Below are 18,274 nucleotides of genomic sequence, written 5' to 3'. Positions count from 1 at the left end.
GCCATATGCGAATATTTATCGGTGTTGATTTACCTGAAGCTTTAAAATCAGACATTTTTCAGCTTGAGCAAAAAATACAAGAACAGTCATATAAGGGGAACTGGAAGCCTGCCGATTCATTTCATATAACGCTAAGATTTCTTGGCGAGATAGAGGAAACTGAGGTTAAGAGCATTGCAGAAGGACTCAGAAGCGAAATAAAGGGTTTCAAACCATTTTCGTTGAACTTAAAAGGTGGCGGTACCTTTGATGCAAAGGGTGAAGAGCAGAGTAATATTCGCGTTCTTTGGTTAGGTGTAGATGGTGATCTTAAAGCGTTAAATCGACTTTATTTTCAAACGGAATGTGTACTTGATGCGCTTTGCTATCCGCGTGATCATCGAGAATACACGCCACATATAACGCTAGGGCAAAGCATTAAATTAAAAGGTGGTTTAAATACATTAGCACCTTATTTTAAAACTTTAAACAGTTCTTTTGAGGTAACGGCAGTCACGATATTTATTTCAGAAGTGGTATCGGGTAAGCGCAGCTATCGACCAATTGAACGAATCGAATTCTAATGGATTTGGAGGCTATTATGACACAAACTTATGATTTGGATATTAGATTTACAAACAATGGAATGGTGATGCACATCCATCCTGTACTCATAAAAAGTGGCGAAGAACTTATACTCGTAGATTGTGGCAATCCTGGTGTTGCACCGCTTATAAAGGAGGCAATCAGCAAGCTGGGTTACAATCCTAAAGACCTTACAAAAATTGTAATCACACATCATGATCACGATCATTTCGGTTCATTGGCTGAACTCAAAAGAGAGTTTCCTAATTTTGTGGTAATTAGCTCTGAGATTGAAAAAGATTATATTGAGGGACAGTTAAAATCACTTCGTTTGGTACAAGCTGAATCCATTTATGATACTTTACCTGAAGAACGAAAGGAATGGGCGAGGGGCTTTCATAAATATTTAAGTGAGATAGAGCCCGTAACCGTAGATCGAACTGTAAAAGAGGGTGAAGCGATTGATCAATTGGGTGAAGTGGTGGCAATATTAACACCTGGACACATGCCTGGTCATATGTCGGTTTACTTACCAACAGAGAAGCGGTTGATTTCTGGTGATGCACTCGTCTCAGAAGAAGGTGTTCTGTTTATGGCAAATCCACAATATTCACTGGATTTGGAAGAAGCGAGACGCTCGGCGATAAAGTTAAGCGAGCTCGAAATTTCCGAAGTGATCTGTTATCATGGCGGCAGCGTTAAAGGTGATGTTTCAGCACTATTAAAAAAATTATAAGGGGGATTATATGGCAATAGAAGCAGTAAGAAAACACTTGTCGGCATTTAATAAGGCATCTGACATTATGGAGTTCGAAACGTCTAGCGCAACCGTTGAGCTAGCGGCTTTAGCAGTAGGTGTTGAACCTGCGAGGATTGCCAAAACCTTATCGTTTCGAAATGAAGATAGCGGCATGCTCGTCGTCGTTGCAGGCGATGCTAAGATTGATAATGCAAAATTTAAAAATCAGTTTGGCTTTAAAGCGAGAATGTTGACGCCCGATGAAGTCTTACATTACACCGGCCATGCAGTTGGTGGTGTATGTCCTTTTGGACTTAAGGAAGAAATTCCCGTCTTTTTAGATGCTTCACTTAAACGATTTGAAACCGTCTATCCAGCATGTGGCAGTAGCAATTCAGCCATAAGAGTAGATTTAGAGGAGCTTGCAACCTACTCTGGAACGGATCAATGGGTGGATGTTTGCAAATGGTAAAATTCATAGCCAAGTATAAAAATGCATCGCTACAGGTTAAAGTTATGGCCATCTTCTTTGTATCAAGCTTGCTGCTGACTTTGACTTTGGGTAGCGTGTTTTATAATCAAATTACTGAGACGGTGACTCAAAACAAAGAAAGAGAGTTAACGACACTTGCAAAAGAAACCGCCAATAAAATTGAGCGGTTTTTGTTTGAAAGGGAAGCGGACATTCAAGTTATCTCTCAGTCGCAGATTTTAGTTTTAGATCAAGTCGCTGCAGAGGATAAGCAAGCCTATCTACAGTATGTTGTCGACTATTATCAAACCTATGATGAAATCGTCGTCTTCAGTCCTATTGGTGAGACGTTATACTCTGCTTTTTCTGATAGTTATCAAAAGCAAATCGTTGAAAAGGCAGGTGTAAATCCGAACTCACAGAACACTCAAACATCAGAAATTGTTCTTGATGTTGATGGCACAATTGAGAACATATTATCTTCGAATGATGCGTTTAAACAGACTGTTTTTTCGGAAACGCCTTATGTATCTGACATAGATGATGATAATTATATTTTATTTGCCAGACCCTTATACGATCATCAGCAGCAGTACGTGGGGGTTGTAGTAGAAAAGATGAACTTCAAGGCAATCGATGAAATTCTAAGGAATGTTAACTTGGGTAGCCTAGGGAAAGCGCGCTTAATTAGTAAAACAAGTTTACCGACACATTCTAATCCTAATGGTGTACATTATGAAACCTCAGGTGAAATCAGCTATGTCGTCTGTTATGTGCCGATCATTAAGTACGACACACAAAGTATGGCGTGGTATCTCTCGATCAGTGAACCGGAAGAAGAAGCCTTGGCAATCGTTGGCAGTATTCGATATTACTTTGCGCTGGTGTTAATCGTTACGATTGCGCTATTGCTTTTATTCTCATATGGTTTGTCCAAGCGTATTACCAACCCCATCCGACTATTAAAGCAGAGAACGACTCAGCTACTCGCATCACATAAGCTTGAAGCATCACCAGCTGTTTATGGTGTAACGGATGAAGTTAAAGCATTGACGCATACATTTGATTTCCTCCTCGAAGAGTTGGTGTTCATGCTACAAAAGACACTTGAGAAAACGGGTGAAATTGAGTCTGTAAAAAGGGTAAAGGATTCTATTGATGCGATGGTCGATCATACCAGCACTGGGATGCTCACCATCGATGGACATGGCAAGGTGACCTCAATCAATTTAAGAGCTTTAGAACTTCTTGGGATTGAGGATGAAGCAAATGTGATTAACAAATCACTTGAGCTGTCCAATTATAAAGAGATAACCGATGCAATCTATCAAAGCTTGTTGCAAGGCGCGCCAATTGAGGATCTAAAGTGTGAGGAGCGATGGCTCAGTACCTTGGTTCAAAGAGATATCTATCAAAACGTCGTAGGGATGACGGTACTCATTCAAAGTATTGAAGCGAGAGAGCGATTTGAACACAGTGTAATCAGAGCAAAGAAACTGTCTGAGTTGGGAGAGCTGAGCGCTGGTGTGGCGCATGAAATTAGAAATCCACTGGCATCCGTTAGAGGCTATACACAAATGGCCATTCGTGAGCTACCTGAGGATTCTGTTGTGGTGTCTGATTTAAGGATTGTGCTCAATGAGGTTGATCGTCTTGACCGATTAATCGAGCGTTTTATGAGCTTTGCAAGTCCTAATACACCAATCTATAAAAATCAAGATATGAACAAAGTCCTGGCAGAAGTCGTTTATCTGCTGGATCAGAGAGTTACAGATGCTGGGGTTACTTTAAACGTCAGCATCGGAGAAGATGCTAGCTTTAGCTTTGATAGCGATCAGATAAAGCAAGTTTTGTATAATTTGATTTTAAATGCGGTTCAAGCTTCAAAAGAAGGGCAAGTGGTAACCGTTGCTTCTGAAGTAATTCGTGAACAAAATGTCTTTAGACTGATGGTGACGGATGAGGGTGAAGGTATTCCTACGGAGATTCAGGAGAGAATTTTTTCGCCGTTTTTTACGACGCGTCCTAAGGGGACTGGACTTGGTTTATCTATTTGTGCTAGGATTGTAGAGAATCATCATGGTAGTCTTGAATTAACGACCTCTAGTGATACTGGAACCGTTTTTACGATAGAGCTACCACTTGAAGGCGGTGTTTTATGAAATCAAAATTAGATCGTGTTTTCAGTATCGTTATTGTTGAAGATGAGGAAAATCTCGCCAAACTTCTTTTAAGAGTACTAAAGGGCGAAGGATACGAGGTGACCGCTGTCGGCAGTATCGATGAAGCTTGGCAGCTATTAAAAAAACAGCATTTTGATTTGTTGATCACAGACATCAAACTCCCAGATGGCGATGGCATTTCTTTTTTGGAGAAGATTAAGGCTCAGGGTGTAGATATTGAAGTGATTGTAATGACGGCTTTTGCTACGGTTGAAACGGCGATCAGTGCACTAAAAATGGGTGCGAGAGACTATATACGCAAACCCTTTGATCTGGAGGAAGTCATTTCTGCGGTTAAAAAAGTGGTCCTACAGATGGAAGCCGATTTACCCGTAAGCTATAGCGAAAGTCATCTTCTGGTAGCAAACAGTGATAAAATGAAGGGCTTGCTAAAGCTACTGCATAAAGTGGCACAAAGTAATGCCAATATTTATATACACGGCGAAACCGGTGCTGGTAAAGAATTAGTTGCGCATGCGATTCATGAACTGAGTGATCGTAATGATAAGCCATTTATAAAAGTGAACTGCTCAGCTTTACCTGAAACCTTACTTGAAAGTGAACTCTTTGGCTATGAAAAAGGGGCTTTTACAGGTGCGTTTAATCGCAAGTTAGGTCGCTTCGAGCTCGCAAATGGCGGTACGATATTTTTAGACGAAATCGGTGATATTTCACCATTAATCCAACTTAAATTATTGAGAATCATTCAGCAGAAAGAGCTGGAACGACTTGGGGGAACTCAGACGATTTCATTAGACGTCAGAATTATATCTGCAACCAATAAAAGTCTAGAGCAGCTAGTAAAAGAGGGCAACTTTAGAGAAGACCTTTATTATCGGTTAAATGTTATACCGCTTGATGTGCCACCACTTAGAGAGCGTCGAGAGGATATGAGGGACTTAATTGAGAGTTTTATTGAACACTCGTCGAAAACCTACCAAACCAAAAGAAAGGCAATTTCTGAGGAAGCATATAAAGCAATGCTGGCATACGATTGGCCGGGCAATGTTCGAGAACTTGAAAATATAGTCGAAAGATTACTTCTGATGAGTGAAGGCGCTCAAATTGAACTGATTGATCTTCCAGAGCACCTTTTATCAAAAGATCCATTTTATTATGAAGAGCAAATCGATGCAGCTGAAGCAAATGTGATTAAAAGTGCATTGATCAGCTCTGAGGGTAATGTGACTAAAGCGGCAGAGCAGTTAGGCATTAGCCGCAGATCGCTTCATAGAAAGATTAATAAATATCATCTAAAATAAATCGTAGTCAAATCATAGTCAAATCATCAAATTATCAAATAATTAAATAATCAAGTAATTAAAAATTTAAGTGCGCCAGAAATGTCACAGTGTGACAAATTTGGCGCACCATTATTTTTTAGTACTTCAACAAATCGTTGAAAATGCTGTGTTTGAATTTAAAAACAAGTTGGCATGAGTCTTGCTGTTAAATAAGTGTCAGACATTTCCGAGTTTGCTCGGAACAAATAGGAGGGAATCATGAATTTTGACACAGGTAATACGGGATTTATGTTATTGGCGACTAGTTTAGTTATGCTAATGACACCAGGACTTGCTTTCTTTTACGGCGGTTTAGTGAGTAAGAAGGGCGTTTTAACAATTATGATGCAGAGCTTTGTCTCGTTGGGGATTACGACAGTGCTTTGGTTCACAGTTGGTTACTCGCTATGCTTTAGTGGTGATGTCTTTGGGATTATTGGCAATTTAGATATGGCGTTTTTAAGTGGCGTATCTATGATGGATGCGTTATCTCCAAATAATAATATTCCATTAATCGTCTTTATTTCGTACCAAATGATGTTTGCAGTTATTACTCCGGCACTTATAACGGGTGCTTTTGCAGAGCGCGTTCGCTTTAAAGCCTATGTTTTATTTCAAATTTTATGGCTATTATTAGTATACTTCCCATTTACACATATGGTATGGGGCGGCGGCTTATTGGCAAGCTGGGGCGTTTTAGACTTCGCTGGTGGAATCGTGGTTCATGCGACTGCTGGTATGGCGGCGCTTGCATCTGTATTCTTTGTTGGTAAACGCGTTGAACGTGTAACAGAGCCACACAGTATCCCTTTGATCGCACTTGGAACTGCTCTATTGTGGTTTGGTTGGTATGGCTTTAATGCAGGCAGTGAGCTAAGAGTGGACGGCGTAACTGCTCTTGCATTTCTAAATACAGACGTTGCAGCATCTTTTGCAGCTGTGGTATGGTTGGCGATTGATTGGAAGAAGATGGGCAAACCGAAGTTCGTTGGTATGCTAACGGGTGCTGTAGCAGGTCTTGCAACGATTACACCTGCAGCGGGTTATGTTAGCACGTCTACTGCTGCTTTAATCGGTTGTATTGCGTCAGTGGTATGCTACTTAGCGATAGGACTTAAAAACAGATTTGGCTGGGATGATGCCTTAGATGTTTGGGGCGTTCACGGTATGGGTGGTATTACTGGTGTGATCTTACTCGGTATCTTTGCAAGTACAAAGGTTAATCCAGCTGGAGCAGATGGTCTCATTCATGGCAATGTACAGTTCTTCTTAGTTGAGACAGCAGCGGTTGTAATTGCTGCGGCATATGCATTTGTGATCTCTTACGGGATGTTAACTTTAATAGATAAGATTACACCAGTAAGAGTAGATGCAAACGAGCAATTGACAGGAATCGATGCTGCACTTCATGGCGAAACGGCGTATTTAATGTAATCGAAGAATAAAGAATTAAGATATAAATTACAGTATAATTAAAAAAAAGTTACTCATCGTATAAGGTGAGTAACTTTTTTATTTGCCATACTCTGCATGTGGTTAGCTTGAGGACTTGACGCCCGAAGCTTTTTATAGGGTAATGGTTCATTTGTTGTTTTGTATGATATATGTAGCTAGCTTTTTATCTTCTACACCTATATGTTTGAGTAACCAGTCGACGGTCATTTGACTGACTTGAATTTTTTTAGAGGTAGTTAACCCATTCTTGTTGATATCATCAATCAGTTGTGTAACCGTGGTTTTAAATTCAGCATGAACTTTTTTATGTGCTGCCATATCTGGATAACCAACGCGCATTTGTAGTTTTTCCTCAGAGTTAAAGTGTTTCACGACGTATTCTGCGAGAAACTTCATATGACGCACGACTTCCTCAGTGCTATTGCCACTTTTCAGAGCCAATAACATATCATTTGTTTTCTCAACCAACTCTTTGTGCTCTTTATCCATTTCTGGAACGCCAAGAATTAATTTTTGTTCCCAGCTAATCATGATAGCCTCCTTTCACTATGGATTCATATTCTACCCCATAGGCGGTGCGTTATTCATGATTGCAGATTTTGTTATTATAAGTTCTAAAGTTCTTTAACAATTGTGTTAGTATCGCTCTTAACATATCTATGAAGAATTATTTCGTACTGTTCAGCGAGACTGTCCTTGCCTTGAATTTTAAGGAGTTCGATACCTTGAAAAAAGTATTTTTCATAATTATCCATTGATAAGTGATACATAGCAGATGCCTTGCGACATAAAAGTAGTGCTAACTCTGCCATGATGGAATTTTCAATACAAAACTTGATTCCAAGTTCTGCATATTTTAAAGCCTGTTGATGTTGATCTAAACGATGAGAGTTATATGATAATATGGAGAAAGATTTAATAACTAATAATTTCTCATAATGCTTTGCATATTTACTGGTATCTAAATAATCCAAAATCATAAGCATAATTTGGTTGCTTCTCACACAATCTCTCAAAATTCCCAATAGGGAAGCAATTGAAAATAAAATTCTTAACTCCAATGAATTGTATTTGCACGAATTCCAGTTTTTAAGTGTAAAGCTAGGAATGCTGATTCTTAAAGCTTCAATTTGTTTGTCCATCGAAAGATTATAAGCATCATCGTTATCCTGATAACTTATTTCGATACCTTCGAAAAAAGTCATAAGCTGTTTGATTTCTCTAGCGTCAATAAGTTGAGGATTTGTACGTGAGAGGTATTTTTCACAAGAAGCAATCGTCTCTTTGATCGAATCAGCATCTGCGTTTGTAATATGATAATCGATCATATCATAAAAATAGGAAAGTTCATTTGATGTTTTATAGGAGTCCAGTATAAGTATGAGATTTTCTTTATAAAAACTCGATAATACCTCTAGTGTCTCAAATCTAGGGATAGACATGCCATTTTCTAGTCTTCTTAAGGTATCGCTATTAATGCCTGTTTTATCAGACACCTCATTTTGAGAATACCCCAATGATTTGCGAATGGTTCTAAGTCGTTCTGCAAATGTTTTCAAATCATAACTGCTTAACATCGTCAACCTCAAAAATCCCGTATTCATACGGGTATTATTTTTTTATAATTAATTATATCATTGAATTAGAAAAAAGAAAAAGAAGAGGTTGGATATGAAAAAGTTTAAATTGGGTTTGGTGGTTGCTTTAACTTTGATAACGATGACTATAGGATTTGACTTAACTTTTGCTGCAGATGATGATTTTCCAGTGCCTAGAATCGTAATTATGTCACTCTTAGAAGAATAATAATTTAATAAGTTCGGGAGACCGATACCTAAGACATTCCATAAATTTAATTATTATTCTCAAGATAAAACATAATCCACCTCTAGGTGGATTTTGTCTTTTTAAGCCACAAATTTGCTTGTGGTAAAATCTAAGGGCTCATTGCCTGAAGATTTTTATAAAGCGATAGTCATGGCAGTGGATATCAAATGTGGATTTTGATGTATTTCGAGGTGGAATAACAGTATGATGGATTACAGAGAACAGCAAGAACTTTTCGAACTGAAGACTTTGGATAAAAGAGCAAAGAAATCAATGCTCTCTTTAAGGACGCACGATGAAGAAAAGGACACTTTTAGAACCGAATATCAACGAGATATCGATCGAATTCTGTACTCAGAAGCATTTAGGAGACTTAGACTTAAAACACAAACTTTTATTTCTAGATCAGGTGATCCCCTTAACCGTACGCGTTTGTCGCATACCCTTGAAGTCAATCAAATTGCAAAAACCATCGCTAAACCGAACTACCTTAATTGTGATTTGATTGAAGCGATTGCATTTGGTCATGACTTAGGACAAACACCTTTTGGACATGCGGGTGGGAAGGCTTTACATAAACTCTTACAAGAGAGTGGCAAGAGTTTTCATCATAATGCACAATCGGTTTGGTTAGCAGAACAGCTAAATTTAGATAGACGAGATATAGAAGGAGCATTCTATAGTGGCATGAATCTAACGCATGACACATTAGAGGGCATTTGGAAGCATACAATCTTTCAACCGAGTGAGAGCTTTGGTGTTGAGATTTTGGATAAACTAAATCCTCAAAGCCCAGGAAGCTTGGAAGCACAGGTCGTTCAAATCGCAGATAAATTCTCATATGTGCTGCACGATTTATACGATGCGGAACAAAATGGGATTGCACGATATGAAGAGTTTGAAGAAAGTGTGTGGCACCCGTTTTTTGATAAACCCTTTGACAGAAATAGATGGCACTACGCTTTTATCAATGATTTGATTGAACAATATGGTAAGAGCACACATATATCCTTTAGCGATCATTTTAGTTGTGCATTTACAGCGGTTCAGAATTATATAGACGAACGAATTTTAAAGTCTAGACAATTGCTTGAATACGATGAAATGGCTTATGAGCTTATAAGTACGATTTACCATTACTATTACAAGCATCCAGAGGCGCTTATAAAGCGTGCGAATATTACACCTAAAACATTTGAAATTTTAGGATTAGAACGTGTTTTAACGGATTTTATCCAGTGGTTTGGCGATGCAGGTGCAATTGTAGAATACGAAACCATTAAGAATTCGAAATCTTTGAAAGCGGTTTAAAATACCTCTTGTAAGACGCATTAGAACGTGATAAATTCAGAGTTGAATAAAGCGTCCGAGGGGAATTATGGTTAAGACAATTAAACGCGATAAGGATTCAAAATTTACTGTAACACTAGCGTATCTATTTATGATCTTCATCAATATACTGGCAAATACATTACCAATCAATGGGGTTACAACTGGACAAATTTCAAATAGATACGACAACTTGTTCGTACCAATCTCATTTACTTTCATCATTTGGAGCCTAATCTACTTGGGATTAGGGGGATTTGTTATATTTCAGTGGCGTGATGCATTTTTCTCCCCTGAAACCAATAGAATGATGATTCAACTGAGAAGGTTATTTTCATATTCTTGCTTGGCAAATGCATTTTGGATTGTGCTTTGGCATTATGATTTAATATTTTTGTCACTCTTTGCTATGGTTGGGTTGAGGATTGCTTTACAAAAAGCTATGAAGCAGGTTCACTCATCAAAGCTGACTTCTCAGGAGAGAATTTGGGTACACAAACCCTTTAGCATTTATTATAGCTGGATTAATGTGGCTCTTATTGCAAATGTAGCCACTTTTTTGGTAAAACATAGAATTGACTTTGGTAGTTTGTCTGATGAAATAATGACGGTTTTAGGGTTGTTAATTGGATTTTTTATTATTATTTCAATTACATCGCGTTACAAAGATATTACTTTTGCTATAGTAGCAGTTTGGTCGTTCTCAGGAATACTATTTAGACATATTAATTCAGAACAGCTTGCAGGTAATTATCCAGTCGTTATTAGCGTACTCATAATAATTTTAATTGCATTAATTAGCCTAATTGGCTATTTAAGTTACTGGCGATTAAAGCGTATGCGAATTAAATACAGAGCGTAATTTTGTAAATGATTTTAAGCAACTATTCGTATTGGGTAGTTGCTTTTTTAGTATTAGTTTTGATAGAAAGTCTTTTATAAAGGAATTTTTAGTTATTTGTTGAATATACACTATGTGTCATAATTTTGGAGGGAGAAATGCACGATAGACTAAATCATAGAGGCACTTTGACACTTGAGACTAAGCGGCTCATTCTTAGAAGGTATCGATTAGAAGATGCTTTTGATATGTTCCATAATTGGGCCAGTGATTCTGATGTGACGCGATTTCTTTCATGGTCACCTCATAAAAACATTGAAATGACCAAAGAAATTATTGAGATATGGATGAATCAATATCAATATGATAATATCTATAATTGGGGAATACAATTGAAGGCAACTGGTGCTTTGATTGGTGGTATTTCAGTCGTGGCGTTGAATGAAATGCATTTTTCATGCGAAATAGGCTATTGTATTGGAAAACGGTTTTGGGGAAACGGTATTACAACAGAAGCCTTTTTGGCAATCATCCCATTTTTATTTGATGAAGTCGGCATGAATCGTATCAGTGCCAATCATGACACACAAAATAAAGCATCGGGAAGAGTGATGCAGAAGACGGGACTCTTTTATGAGGGAACAGCGCGCCAAGCAAAACGAAGAGGCGATGAATTTTACGATTTAGCAACCTACGCCATTACGAAAGATCAGAGGGGATAGATAAATGAGTTATCAAATTGTTAGACCAAAAATTGAGGATCAAAATGAAATAGTGGCCTTAATTATCGAAGTTTTAAAAGATAATTGGAAAAGAAATCAACTGGATGATTTAGAAGATGATTTGAACGATGAGATACAGACAAAATTAGGGTTTGTCAAAGCAGATTTGGAAAACCTTAAAGGAGCAAGGCATTTTATTATTGCTAAGGATGGTGAACGAATCGTAGGCGTTGCTGAGCATGGACCAGCAAATGATACGATTAAATCCTGTAATTCTGAAGAATTGAATGCACTGCAAGAGGTCGGAACTGTATTTGTTCTCCCTGAATATCAAGGCAAAGGCGTGGGAAAATTGCTTATGAGAGCGATGCAACTTAGGCTAAAAAGTATTGGAGAAACGCATTTCTGTATCGACAGTGGTTATAAAACGGCGCAAGGAATTTGGATTCATTTATACGGTGAACCTACATTTTTGTTACAGGATTATTGGGGACCAGGAATAGATCATATGGTATGGAGGGTGAAAATTGATGAAACAATATAAGACATCTATTGAGGGGTTTATTATCAGAGAAGCGAAAAGAGAAGATGTGCCACTCATTTTGAAGTTCATTAAAGAGCTTGCGGATTATGAGCAACTATTACATGAAGTTGTAGCAACTGAAGCGGTGCTTGAAAAATCATTATTTGATCATCATCAAGCTGAGGTAATCATAGGTGAGTTTGAAGGTAAACCGGTTGGTTTTGCACTCTACTTCCACAATTTCTCCACATTTTTAGGCAAAGCCAATCTTTATCTTGAGGATTTATATGTGACACCTGAAATTAGGGGAAAAGGATTTGGAAAAGCACTTCTTGCTTGTCTCGGTAAGATTGCCATTGAGAGAGACTGTGAGCGTTTGGATTGGTGGTGTCTTGACTGGAATCAATCTTCTATTGACTTCTATAAGGAAATGGGTGCTATTCCTATGGATGAGTGGACCGTATATCGTGTGACAGGAGACGCCTTAGGTCAATTAGCAGATCGACTCTAATATCATAATTCTGACATAATTAAGTGCTAATCTACTAGCAAAGGTAGGTGAACATTATGATGTTTGGAAGAGGTTTTTACGGTATAGGAGATTGCTTTGGATTGAGTAGATACGGATTCTATGGCATGATCCCGATGATGATTTTATTGGTAGTTGTTGTCGCTGTGGGTATAATAGTAATTATGAAGGTGTCTAAGCGTAGCAAAACTGAATCTTCTGCATTGACCATTCTTCAGGATCGATTTGCGAAGGGTGAAATATCAGAAGAAGAGTATCTTGCTAAAAAAGCATTGTTGAAATAGCTAACCGCCCATGTGGCGGTTTTTTCTTAGCCAAGGAAGGTGAATATGAAGTATCGTATTTTAATTGTAGAGGATCAAAGTGAAATCAGTGATATCGTAGCTAAATACTTGGAACGTGAAGGCTATCAGTGTCAAATCTGTGAGAATGGTCTGAAAGCCATGGAGATAATTGCGAATGAAACCTTTCATCTGTTGATCTTGGATGTCATGCTTCCTGGTATCAATGGATTTGAGATATTAAAAACGCTAAGGCAATCCTCTGATGTACCAGTGATTCTACTTACGGCTAAAATTGGTGAAAATGACAGAATACTAGGGTTTGATTATGGCGCAGACGATTATGTGACTAAACCATTTAGCCCTAAAGAGCTTGTGAGACGGGTAAGTGCGATACTGAGAAGAACCGTACATGAGACCGTATCGGATTGTTTAGTCTTTGGACCATTTAAGCTCTGTCAAGAATCGATGAAGCTTTATAAAGAGGATACTTTAATTGAAATTACAACAGCAGAATACCAAATGATGCGCGTTTTTATGATGAATATCGGTAATGTATTATCGCGTGATCAACTGATAGCTTTGGCATTTGGATATGATTATGAAGGATTTGATCGAAATATTGATAGCTACGTAAAACGGTTAAGGCAAAAAATTGAAGCAGATTCTAAGAACCCAGTCTTTTTAAGGACAAAATACGGGATGGGTTATGTCTTTGGAGGTAGCTAATGTCTATTAAACGAATTTGGATAGGAATCGTAATTGGCATTGCTTTATTATCAGTGCTCATAAATACATCTGTTTTAAATCTGCTGATCGATCGTTACTTCAAAAGTTATTTAACTGAGAATTACGAAACGCATGTGGCTCAAGTTTCTTCTTATGCGGTAAATGTCTTAACTTCGAACGATATTTCGTATAATCAGATGGCAATGGAACTTGAAACGCATCTTGTAGATCCAATTGTCAAAATACGTGTTTATAATACTGATGGCAATGAGCTTGTTACAGTAGACAACTCATCAGAATGGGTAAATGGCAGGCAAATGGGTCATATGATGGGGATGAACCGCCCCACAGAGGAAACCGTCTCTCAGTACACTTTATCAAAGGGCAATCAGACTGTAGGTTATCTACATATTACAACAACTGGTACAGTGGAGTCTTCTTTAATTGCGACAAGTTTTAAAAGATCTCTTTGGATGAATGCTGCATTATCAATTGTTCTAGCTTTATCTGTTTCATTAGCAATAGGTATAATTGCTAATCGTAGAGTGACCAAAGCACTTAGTGAAACCGCGAAGTATGCTTCAAATTTACAGCAAGGTATAGAAAAACCTTTGAAAACCACTCGCATCAAGGAAGTGGATGTTATCAATGATAGTTTGAGAACACTTAATCAAAGGTTGAAGCAAAAACGTATAGGAAGAAAAACACTAATAGATCAAATGATGCATCAGTCTAGAACACCCCTAACGATTGTTAAAACACATTTGGAAGGCCTACAAGATGGCATTATTGAACCTTCAACAGTTGAGTTTGAAAATTTAACCCTTCAAATTGATAATTTGACAGAAGTGATCACCAATATAGCTGGATTAATCGAAACTGAACAGTCACCTGAGATTAATCGTATGGAAACAGTCGAAGTTGTAAAGTTAATCCATCAGGTTACCTCTGGTTTTCTACCAGCAGTTAAGCAGAAAAACGGGGACATAAAGGTAACTGGTATAGGTAAAATCAACCTAGTAACTGATCGCTTTAAAATAACTCAAATACTTTATAATTTAATCGCAAATGCCTACCAATATTCTAATGCTCCTTGCCTCATTGAAATAAGTGTTGCAAAGACATTGAGCAGCTGCCAACTTATAGTTTCTGACTCGGGTAAGGGAATAGAAGAAGCACATCTATCACATATTTTTGACGCATATTTTAGAGGTGATGAACAAGCTGGGAAAGGTGAAGGCTTAGGCCTTTTTATAGTAAAACAATTAGTAACTGAAATTGGTGGCACTATCGAAGTGGCGTCAAAGCTAGGGAATGGAACCAACTTCACTATAAACTTACCTCTAGAAGATAATTCGTAATTCACTCTTTTAATTAATCTCAATTAAGGCTATAATTCAAAGATAAATAGATAATATGTGAGGTAATTATGACAGCTTATATGGGAGAAATTGCTGCTCTAGCGACAGCTTTATGCTGGGCAATTACAGCGACAGCGTTTGAAGACACGGGAAAAAAAATCGGTTCTATGAACTTGAACTTACTGCGATTGTTAATTGGGATGGTTTTTCTTTCAGCCTTTACTTTAATTACAAGAGGGGTTTTATTACCAACCGATGCAAGTGCATCTGAATGGGGTTGGCTACTGCTTTCCGGATTTGTGGGGATTGTCGTTGGCGATTTATTATTGTTTGAAGCGTTTGTACAGATTGGGTCAAGAATATCCATGTTAATTTATGCAAGTGTCCCACCGTTAAGTGGAATTTTAGCGTTTATCTTTCTTGGCGAATCCATGCACCTGATGCAGATCGTCGGCATGCTCGTTACTATGTCGGGTATAGCACTTGTGATTTTGGTCGGTGAAGCGGATAGTAAGAAAGTAAAGCTGTCTCATCCTCTAAAGGGAATTTTACTCGCTTTTGGTGGGGCATTTGGTCAAGCTGCTGGTTACATCATTGGAAAGTTTGGAATGGCAAACTACGATCCATTTGCTTCAACTCAGATTAGATTAATCGCTGGTATGATCGGCTTTATGATTTTGTTTACGCTTAGAAACAACTGGGGAAGCTTTTTCAAATCACTTAAACGTACAGATGCTTTGGCTTCTGTAACCTTGGGTTCCTTCTTTGGACCTTTTCTAGGGATCTCTCTGTCGCTTTATGCGGTACAAAGGATTAATCCAGGTGTTGCTTCAACACTGACTTCGATAACGCCAGTTTTATTAATTCCTTATGCGATGTTCTTTAAAAAGGAAAAGGTGACAACGAAGGAAGTGATTGGTACCATCTTGGCACTATGTGGTGTGGGCATAATGTTTATTTAGGGGAATAAAAGAAGGTTCTGTTGGCTATCCTAAAAGATAGGCGACAGAACCTTTATTTTATGTGTGACTGATTTGTAAAATGCCATCTTTTACAGAAAAAGTGATCTCGCCTTTAGACACGAGATGTGTTAAATGTGCCTTAATAACAGATCGGTTTAAAAGGTGTTGCCCCAAGTTCTCATTTAACTGATAGTAGCATGAAAGATAACGATGCACTTCGTCAATCGTATATGCACCTTTTCCGACAGATTCCAAAATCAAAGACTGTGTCAATTCTAAGGCATCTATGTTTTTCTGTATGGTCAGCGATTTATCTTCAACGATACCGCCGTGCGCGATTACAAATGTATCTGCCTGTATCTCAAATAGTTTATTTAGCGATTTCAGGTGAGAGTTAACGTCAAAAGTAAAGATTAGTGGATGCTTTTCAATCATGGATATAGAGATTAGTGCGTCTCCTAAAAATGCGACACCATCTTCAGTGACATAACCCATCTGATTAGGTGAATGCCCTTTTAGTAATACGGGTCGAATGGTTACATCTTTACCGGAGAGCGGTATGGTAATTGGTGTATCATCAACTAATATCATATTGACATGAGAGGGTTTTGCCATTAAAAATTTGTTTTGTAGCTCAGCAACTGGATTTGCGCCATAGAGATAGGTAGGTTCAAGCAAAGGATTTTCAATAAAGGCGGATTCAAGAGCAGGTGCATAAGTGGTCGTTAAATGCTGCCTTTGAATGTAGGCATTGCCACCACAATGATCTGCATGTGAATGTGTATTGAAAATGGCTTGAACGCTTATTTCACCTAAATCTCTTATTGCCTTTTTTACACTGGAATCATCGTTTCCCGTATCAAACAAAATCAAATTCTGCTCAAAAAGATAGCCACCTATGGCGGCTGGGGAGTTAAAGAAATAACTGTTACCGCGAATGTGCTGCATTTGATACTACCTCCTTTTATCCTTGTAAAGCCTTGTGTCGGCTATATGGAATAACTTCATCTTATCAGTAGTGTCGTTAGGAAAAGTTGCGAGTCCAAAACTAAAGCTACCATAGAACATAGAATCATTTGTCTCTATTATAATGGATTCAAACGATTTACGGAATGCAATAATTCGCGTCATAATCTCTGTATTGGCTTCAAATGGGAAAAGACAAGCAAATTCATCACCACCGAGTCTGGAAAAATACATACCTTCAATACCAGATTGCTTTAACCAGTTCGAGAAAGTGATCAAGTAAGCGTCACCTGCTTGGTGTCCGAATTGATCGTTAATATGCTTCAATCCATCTAAATCAAAGAGTGCCAAGGTATATATGTTACTGACATCGTTAAAGAATAACAGATGTTTTTCATCGAAATACCTTCGATTGATTAAACCTGTAAGGGCATCGTATTGACTTAAATGAAGTGTCTGCATATAAAGCTCATAAATTTTATAAAAGAGTGGCAGTTGCTCTCTGATATAGTCAGCCACTTTTCGATCGGTTTCAGTATAAACATGATTGTAGGAACTATCAATTGCAAAGATCCATCTTAGTTTATCATTAATCCAGACTGGTACGACCAATGTTGATTGAACTGGTTTTTTAGATACTGGTATTGCAACTGGTTGATGGCCATTGAGTGTGAAATCATCGATATCATTGACGATATGGGCGTGGTGAAATTTACCTCGCAAGTCTGAAAGGATAAAGCTTTCAGCAAGTGGGATGCTAAAATCAAACATGTCTACGGTTTCATACCCTGTAAAAGCAACAACTTTCAATGTTTCGTTTTCATCTAGTTCAAGCACAGTTGACTGTTGACTTTGGCTAAAAATGTTTTGTACTTCTTTTAAAAGGTCGTTTAAAAATTCGGTTTCGTTTTTATAGGAGATGATTCTTTGACTTAAAAGAAGAAAAGCATCCTTTAAGGTATGGAGCATTTCAATCTCTTTTTCAGCAGCCTTCTTTGCGGTGATGTCTTGAATCAAACCAATTAAACCAATAGGCTCTCCATAGCTATCGTAGTGGAGCGCTTTGCTGAAGATTACATTATGAATGGTGCCATCAGAGTGCATCGTTTGTGCTTCATAAATCTGGAGTTGCCTACTTTCGAAAATTTCTTGATCATGCTCGTCATAAACCTTTGCAAGCTCATAGGGGGATATGTCATAAACGGTTTTATCTATAATATCCTTGAGATCTAAACCAAGAAAGTTAGCAAATGCACTATTGCAAAAACGGTAGTAGCCAGCTCTATCTTTATAGAAAACTGGATGAGGTAGCGTTTCAAGGAGCACTTTAAAGAAATCAAAATTTGTGGCATTATTGATGTTTGGCATGACACCACCTCCTTATTTATTGATTATACCCATGTATATTCAGGTTAATAAAATAACCTTATGCAAATCAAAAAAAAAGACCAATAATGGTCTTTATATAA

20 protein-coding genes are annotated in these 18,274 nt (G+C 38.0%); 16 read left to right on the top strand and 4 right to left on the bottom strand.

Annotation, left to right across the window (positions count from 1 at the left end):
* The first annotated feature begins 5 nt into the window (after positions 1-5).
* The 6 genes from thpR (at position 6) to AC4PID_RS05135 (ending at position 6,714) form a co-directional block, all read left to right on the top strand.
* A complete protein-coding gene (gene thpR / locus AC4PID_RS05160; RefSeq protein ID WP_492134499.1) occupies positions 6-563 on the top strand; it encodes an RNA 2',3'-cyclic phosphodiesterase in 558 nt (185 codons plus the stop codon).
* 17 nt (positions 564-580) lie between these two features.
* Positions 581-1,300 (top strand): MBL fold metallo-hydrolase, encoded by a 720-nt coding sequence (locus AC4PID_RS05155; protein WP_492134498.1) that lies wholly within the window; start codon positions 581-583, stop codon positions 1,298-1,300.
* A gap of 10 nt (positions 1,301-1,310) precedes the next feature.
* On the top strand, positions 1,311-1,775 hold the full coding sequence (locus AC4PID_RS05150) for a YbaK/EbsC family protein (protein ID WP_492134497.1): 465 nt from the start codon (positions 1,311-1,313) through the stop codon (positions 1,773-1,775).
* A complete protein-coding gene (locus AC4PID_RS05145) occupies positions 1,769-3,937 on the top strand; it encodes an ATP-binding protein (protein WP_492134496.1) in 2,169 nt (722 codons plus the stop codon). Before AC4PID_RS05150 ends, AC4PID_RS05145 begins: the two co-directional genes overlap by 7 nt.
* Entirely contained in the window at positions 3,934-5,259 is a 1,326-nt protein-coding gene (locus AC4PID_RS05140; protein ID WP_492134495.1) for a sigma-54-dependent transcriptional regulator, read from the top strand. The genes AC4PID_RS05145 and AC4PID_RS05140 overlap by 4 nt, the downstream gene beginning before the upstream one ends.
* Positions 5,260-5,499: 240 nt before the next feature.
* A complete protein-coding gene (locus AC4PID_RS05135; protein ID WP_492134494.1) occupies positions 5,500-6,714 on the top strand; it encodes an ammonium transporter in 1,215 nt (404 codons plus the stop codon).
* Between the two features lie 147 nt (positions 6,715-6,861).
* Here the strand turns inward: AC4PID_RS05135 and AC4PID_RS05130 are convergent, their stop codons facing one another.
* Positions 6,862-7,266 carry a bacteriohemerythrin gene (locus AC4PID_RS05130; RefSeq protein ID WP_492134493.1) on the bottom strand — a complete coding sequence of 135 codons (405 nt, stop codon included), beginning with the start codon at positions 7,264-7,266 and terminating at the stop codon, positions 6,862-6,864.
* An 83-nt stretch (positions 7,267-7,349) separates the two neighbouring features.
* Positions 7,350-8,312, bottom strand: a complete 963-nt coding sequence (locus AC4PID_RS05125; protein ID WP_492134492.1) for a helix-turn-helix domain-containing protein — start codon at positions 8,310-8,312, stop codon at positions 7,350-7,352.
* 94 nt (positions 8,313-8,406) lie between these two features.
* Between AC4PID_RS05125 and AC4PID_RS05120 the strand changes: the two genes are divergently transcribed.
* The 10 genes from AC4PID_RS05120 to AC4PID_RS05075 all read left to right on the top strand — a co-directional run bounded on the left by AC4PID_RS05120 (position 8,407) and on the right by AC4PID_RS05075 (position 15,839).
* Positions 8,407-8,541, top strand: a complete 135-nt coding sequence (locus AC4PID_RS05120) for a hypothetical protein (protein ID WP_492134491.1) — start codon at positions 8,407-8,409, stop codon at positions 8,539-8,541.
* A gap of 225 nt (positions 8,542-8,766) precedes the next feature.
* Entirely contained in the window at positions 8,767-9,873 is a 1,107-nt protein-coding gene (locus tag AC4PID_RS05115) for an HD domain-containing protein (RefSeq protein ID WP_492134490.1), read from the top strand.
* A 67-nt stretch (positions 9,874-9,940) separates the two neighbouring features.
* Positions 9,941-10,753, top strand: coding sequence for a TspO-related membrane protein (locus tag AC4PID_RS05110; RefSeq protein ID WP_492134489.1), 813 nt, complete (start codon positions 9,941-9,943; stop codon positions 10,751-10,753).
* 137 nt (positions 10,754-10,890) lie between these two features.
* Complete coding sequence (locus tag AC4PID_RS05105) at positions 10,891-11,454, top strand: GNAT family N-acetyltransferase (RefSeq protein WP_492134488.1); 564 nt, start codon at positions 10,891-10,893, stop codon at positions 11,452-11,454.
* A 4-nt stretch (positions 11,455-11,458) separates the two neighbouring features.
* Positions 11,459-11,998, top strand: a complete 540-nt coding sequence (locus tag AC4PID_RS05100; protein WP_492134487.1) for a GNAT family N-acetyltransferase — start codon at positions 11,459-11,461, stop codon at positions 11,996-11,998.
* Complete coding sequence (locus AC4PID_RS05095) at positions 11,985-12,488, top strand: GNAT family N-acetyltransferase (RefSeq protein WP_492134486.1); 504 nt, start codon at positions 11,985-11,987, stop codon at positions 12,486-12,488. The genes AC4PID_RS05100 and AC4PID_RS05095 overlap by 14 nt, the downstream gene beginning before the upstream one ends.
* A gap of 56 nt (positions 12,489-12,544) precedes the next feature.
* Positions 12,545-12,790, top strand: a complete 246-nt coding sequence (locus AC4PID_RS05090) for an SHOCT domain-containing protein (RefSeq protein WP_492134485.1) — start codon at positions 12,545-12,547, stop codon at positions 12,788-12,790.
* Between the two features lie 45 nt (positions 12,791-12,835).
* Positions 12,836-13,516 (top strand): response regulator transcription factor, encoded by a 681-nt coding sequence (locus AC4PID_RS05085; RefSeq protein WP_492134484.1) that lies wholly within the window; start codon positions 12,836-12,838, stop codon positions 13,514-13,516.
* Complete coding sequence (locus AC4PID_RS05080; RefSeq protein WP_492134483.1) at positions 13,516-14,877, top strand: sensor histidine kinase; 1,362 nt, start codon at positions 13,516-13,518, stop codon at positions 14,875-14,877. Before AC4PID_RS05085 ends, AC4PID_RS05080 begins: the two co-directional genes overlap by 1 nt.
* Before the next feature lie 68 nt (positions 14,878-14,945).
* On the top strand, positions 14,946-15,839 hold the full coding sequence (locus AC4PID_RS05075) for a DMT family transporter (protein ID WP_492134482.1): 894 nt from the start codon (positions 14,946-14,948) through the stop codon (positions 15,837-15,839).
* A gap of 57 nt (positions 15,840-15,896) precedes the next feature.
* Here AC4PID_RS05075 and AC4PID_RS05070 read toward each other — a convergent pair whose 3' ends face one another.
* A complete protein-coding gene (locus AC4PID_RS05070) occupies positions 15,897-16,787 on the bottom strand; it encodes an MBL fold metallo-hydrolase (RefSeq protein WP_492134481.1) in 891 nt (296 codons plus the stop codon).
* Positions 16,788-16,793: 6 nt separating this feature from the next.
* Complete coding sequence (locus AC4PID_RS05065) at positions 16,794-18,173, bottom strand: GGDEF domain-containing protein (RefSeq protein WP_492134480.1); 1,380 nt, start codon at positions 18,171-18,173, stop codon at positions 16,794-16,796.
* Between the last annotated feature and the right edge of the window lie 101 nt (positions 18,174-18,274).

Source organism: Fusibacter sp. QWL-12 (assembly GCF_058683495.1).
The sequence above is the reverse complement of the archived record's forward strand: the minus strand, read 5'-3'. Positions and strand labels throughout refer to the sequence as shown.

What these genes read in the sequence shown, in the direction of transcription:
- AC4PID_RS05090 (WP_492134485.1), top strand. Translation starts at nt 12,545, where the DNA reads ATGATGTTTGGAAGAGGTTTTTACGGTATAGGAGATTGCTTTGGATTG.
- AC4PID_RS05100 (WP_492134487.1), top strand. Translation starts at nt 11,459, where the DNA reads ATGAGTTATCAAATTGTTAGACCAAAAATTGAGGATCAAAATGAAATA.
- AC4PID_RS05155 (WP_492134498.1), top strand. Translation starts at nt 581, where the DNA reads ATGACACAAACTTATGATTTGGATATTAGATTTACAAACAATGGAATG.
- AC4PID_RS05120 (WP_492134491.1), top strand. Translation starts at nt 8,407, where the DNA reads ATGAAAAAGTTTAAATTGGGTTTGGTGGTTGCTTTAACTTTGATAACG.
- AC4PID_RS05085 (WP_492134484.1), top strand. Translation starts at nt 12,836, where the DNA reads ATGAAGTATCGTATTTTAATTGTAGAGGATCAAAGTGAAATCAGTGAT.
- AC4PID_RS05075 (WP_492134482.1), top strand. Translation starts at nt 14,946, where the DNA reads ATGACAGCTTATATGGGAGAAATTGCTGCTCTAGCGACAGCTTTATGC.
- AC4PID_RS05110 (WP_492134489.1), top strand. Translation starts at nt 9,941, where the DNA reads ATGGTTAAGACAATTAAACGCGATAAGGATTCAAAATTTACTGTAACA.
- AC4PID_RS05150 (WP_492134497.1), top strand. Translation starts at nt 1,311, where the DNA reads ATGGCAATAGAAGCAGTAAGAAAACACTTGTCGGCATTTAATAAGGCA.
- AC4PID_RS05070 (WP_492134481.1), bottom strand. Translation starts at nt 16,787, where the DNA reads ATGCAGCACATTCGCGGTAACAGTTATTTCTTTAACTCCCCAGCCGCC.
- AC4PID_RS05105 (WP_492134488.1), top strand. Translation starts at nt 10,891, where the DNA reads ATGCACGATAGACTAAATCATAGAGGCACTTTGACACTTGAGACTAAG.
- AC4PID_RS05145 (WP_492134496.1), top strand. Translation starts at nt 1,769, where the DNA reads ATGGTAAAATTCATAGCCAAGTATAAAAATGCATCGCTACAGGTTAAA.
- AC4PID_RS05140 (WP_492134495.1), top strand. Translation starts at nt 3,934, where the DNA reads ATGAAATCAAAATTAGATCGTGTTTTCAGTATCGTTATTGTTGAAGAT.
- AC4PID_RS05115 (WP_492134490.1), top strand. Translation starts at nt 8,767, where the DNA reads ATGATGGATTACAGAGAACAGCAAGAACTTTTCGAACTGAAGACTTTG.
- AC4PID_RS05080 (WP_492134483.1), top strand. Translation starts at nt 13,516, where the DNA reads ATGTCTATTAAACGAATTTGGATAGGAATCGTAATTGGCATTGCTTTA.
- AC4PID_RS05135 (WP_492134494.1), top strand. Translation starts at nt 5,500, where the DNA reads ATGAATTTTGACACAGGTAATACGGGATTTATGTTATTGGCGACTAGT.
- AC4PID_RS05065 (WP_492134480.1), bottom strand. Translation starts at nt 18,173, where the DNA reads ATGCCAAACATCAATAATGCCACAAATTTTGATTTCTTTAAAGTGCTC.
- AC4PID_RS05130 (WP_492134493.1), bottom strand. Translation starts at nt 7,266, where the DNA reads ATGATTAGCTGGGAACAAAAATTAATTCTTGGCGTTCCAGAAATGGAT.
- thpR (WP_492134499.1), top strand. Translation starts at nt 6, where the DNA reads ATGCGAATATTTATCGGTGTTGATTTACCTGAAGCTTTAAAATCAGAC.
- AC4PID_RS05125 (WP_492134492.1), bottom strand. Translation starts at nt 8,312, where the DNA reads ATGTTAAGCAGTTATGATTTGAAAACATTTGCAGAACGACTTAGAACC.
- AC4PID_RS05095 (WP_492134486.1), top strand. Translation starts at nt 11,985, where the DNA reads ATGAAACAATATAAGACATCTATTGAGGGGTTTATTATCAGAGAAGCG.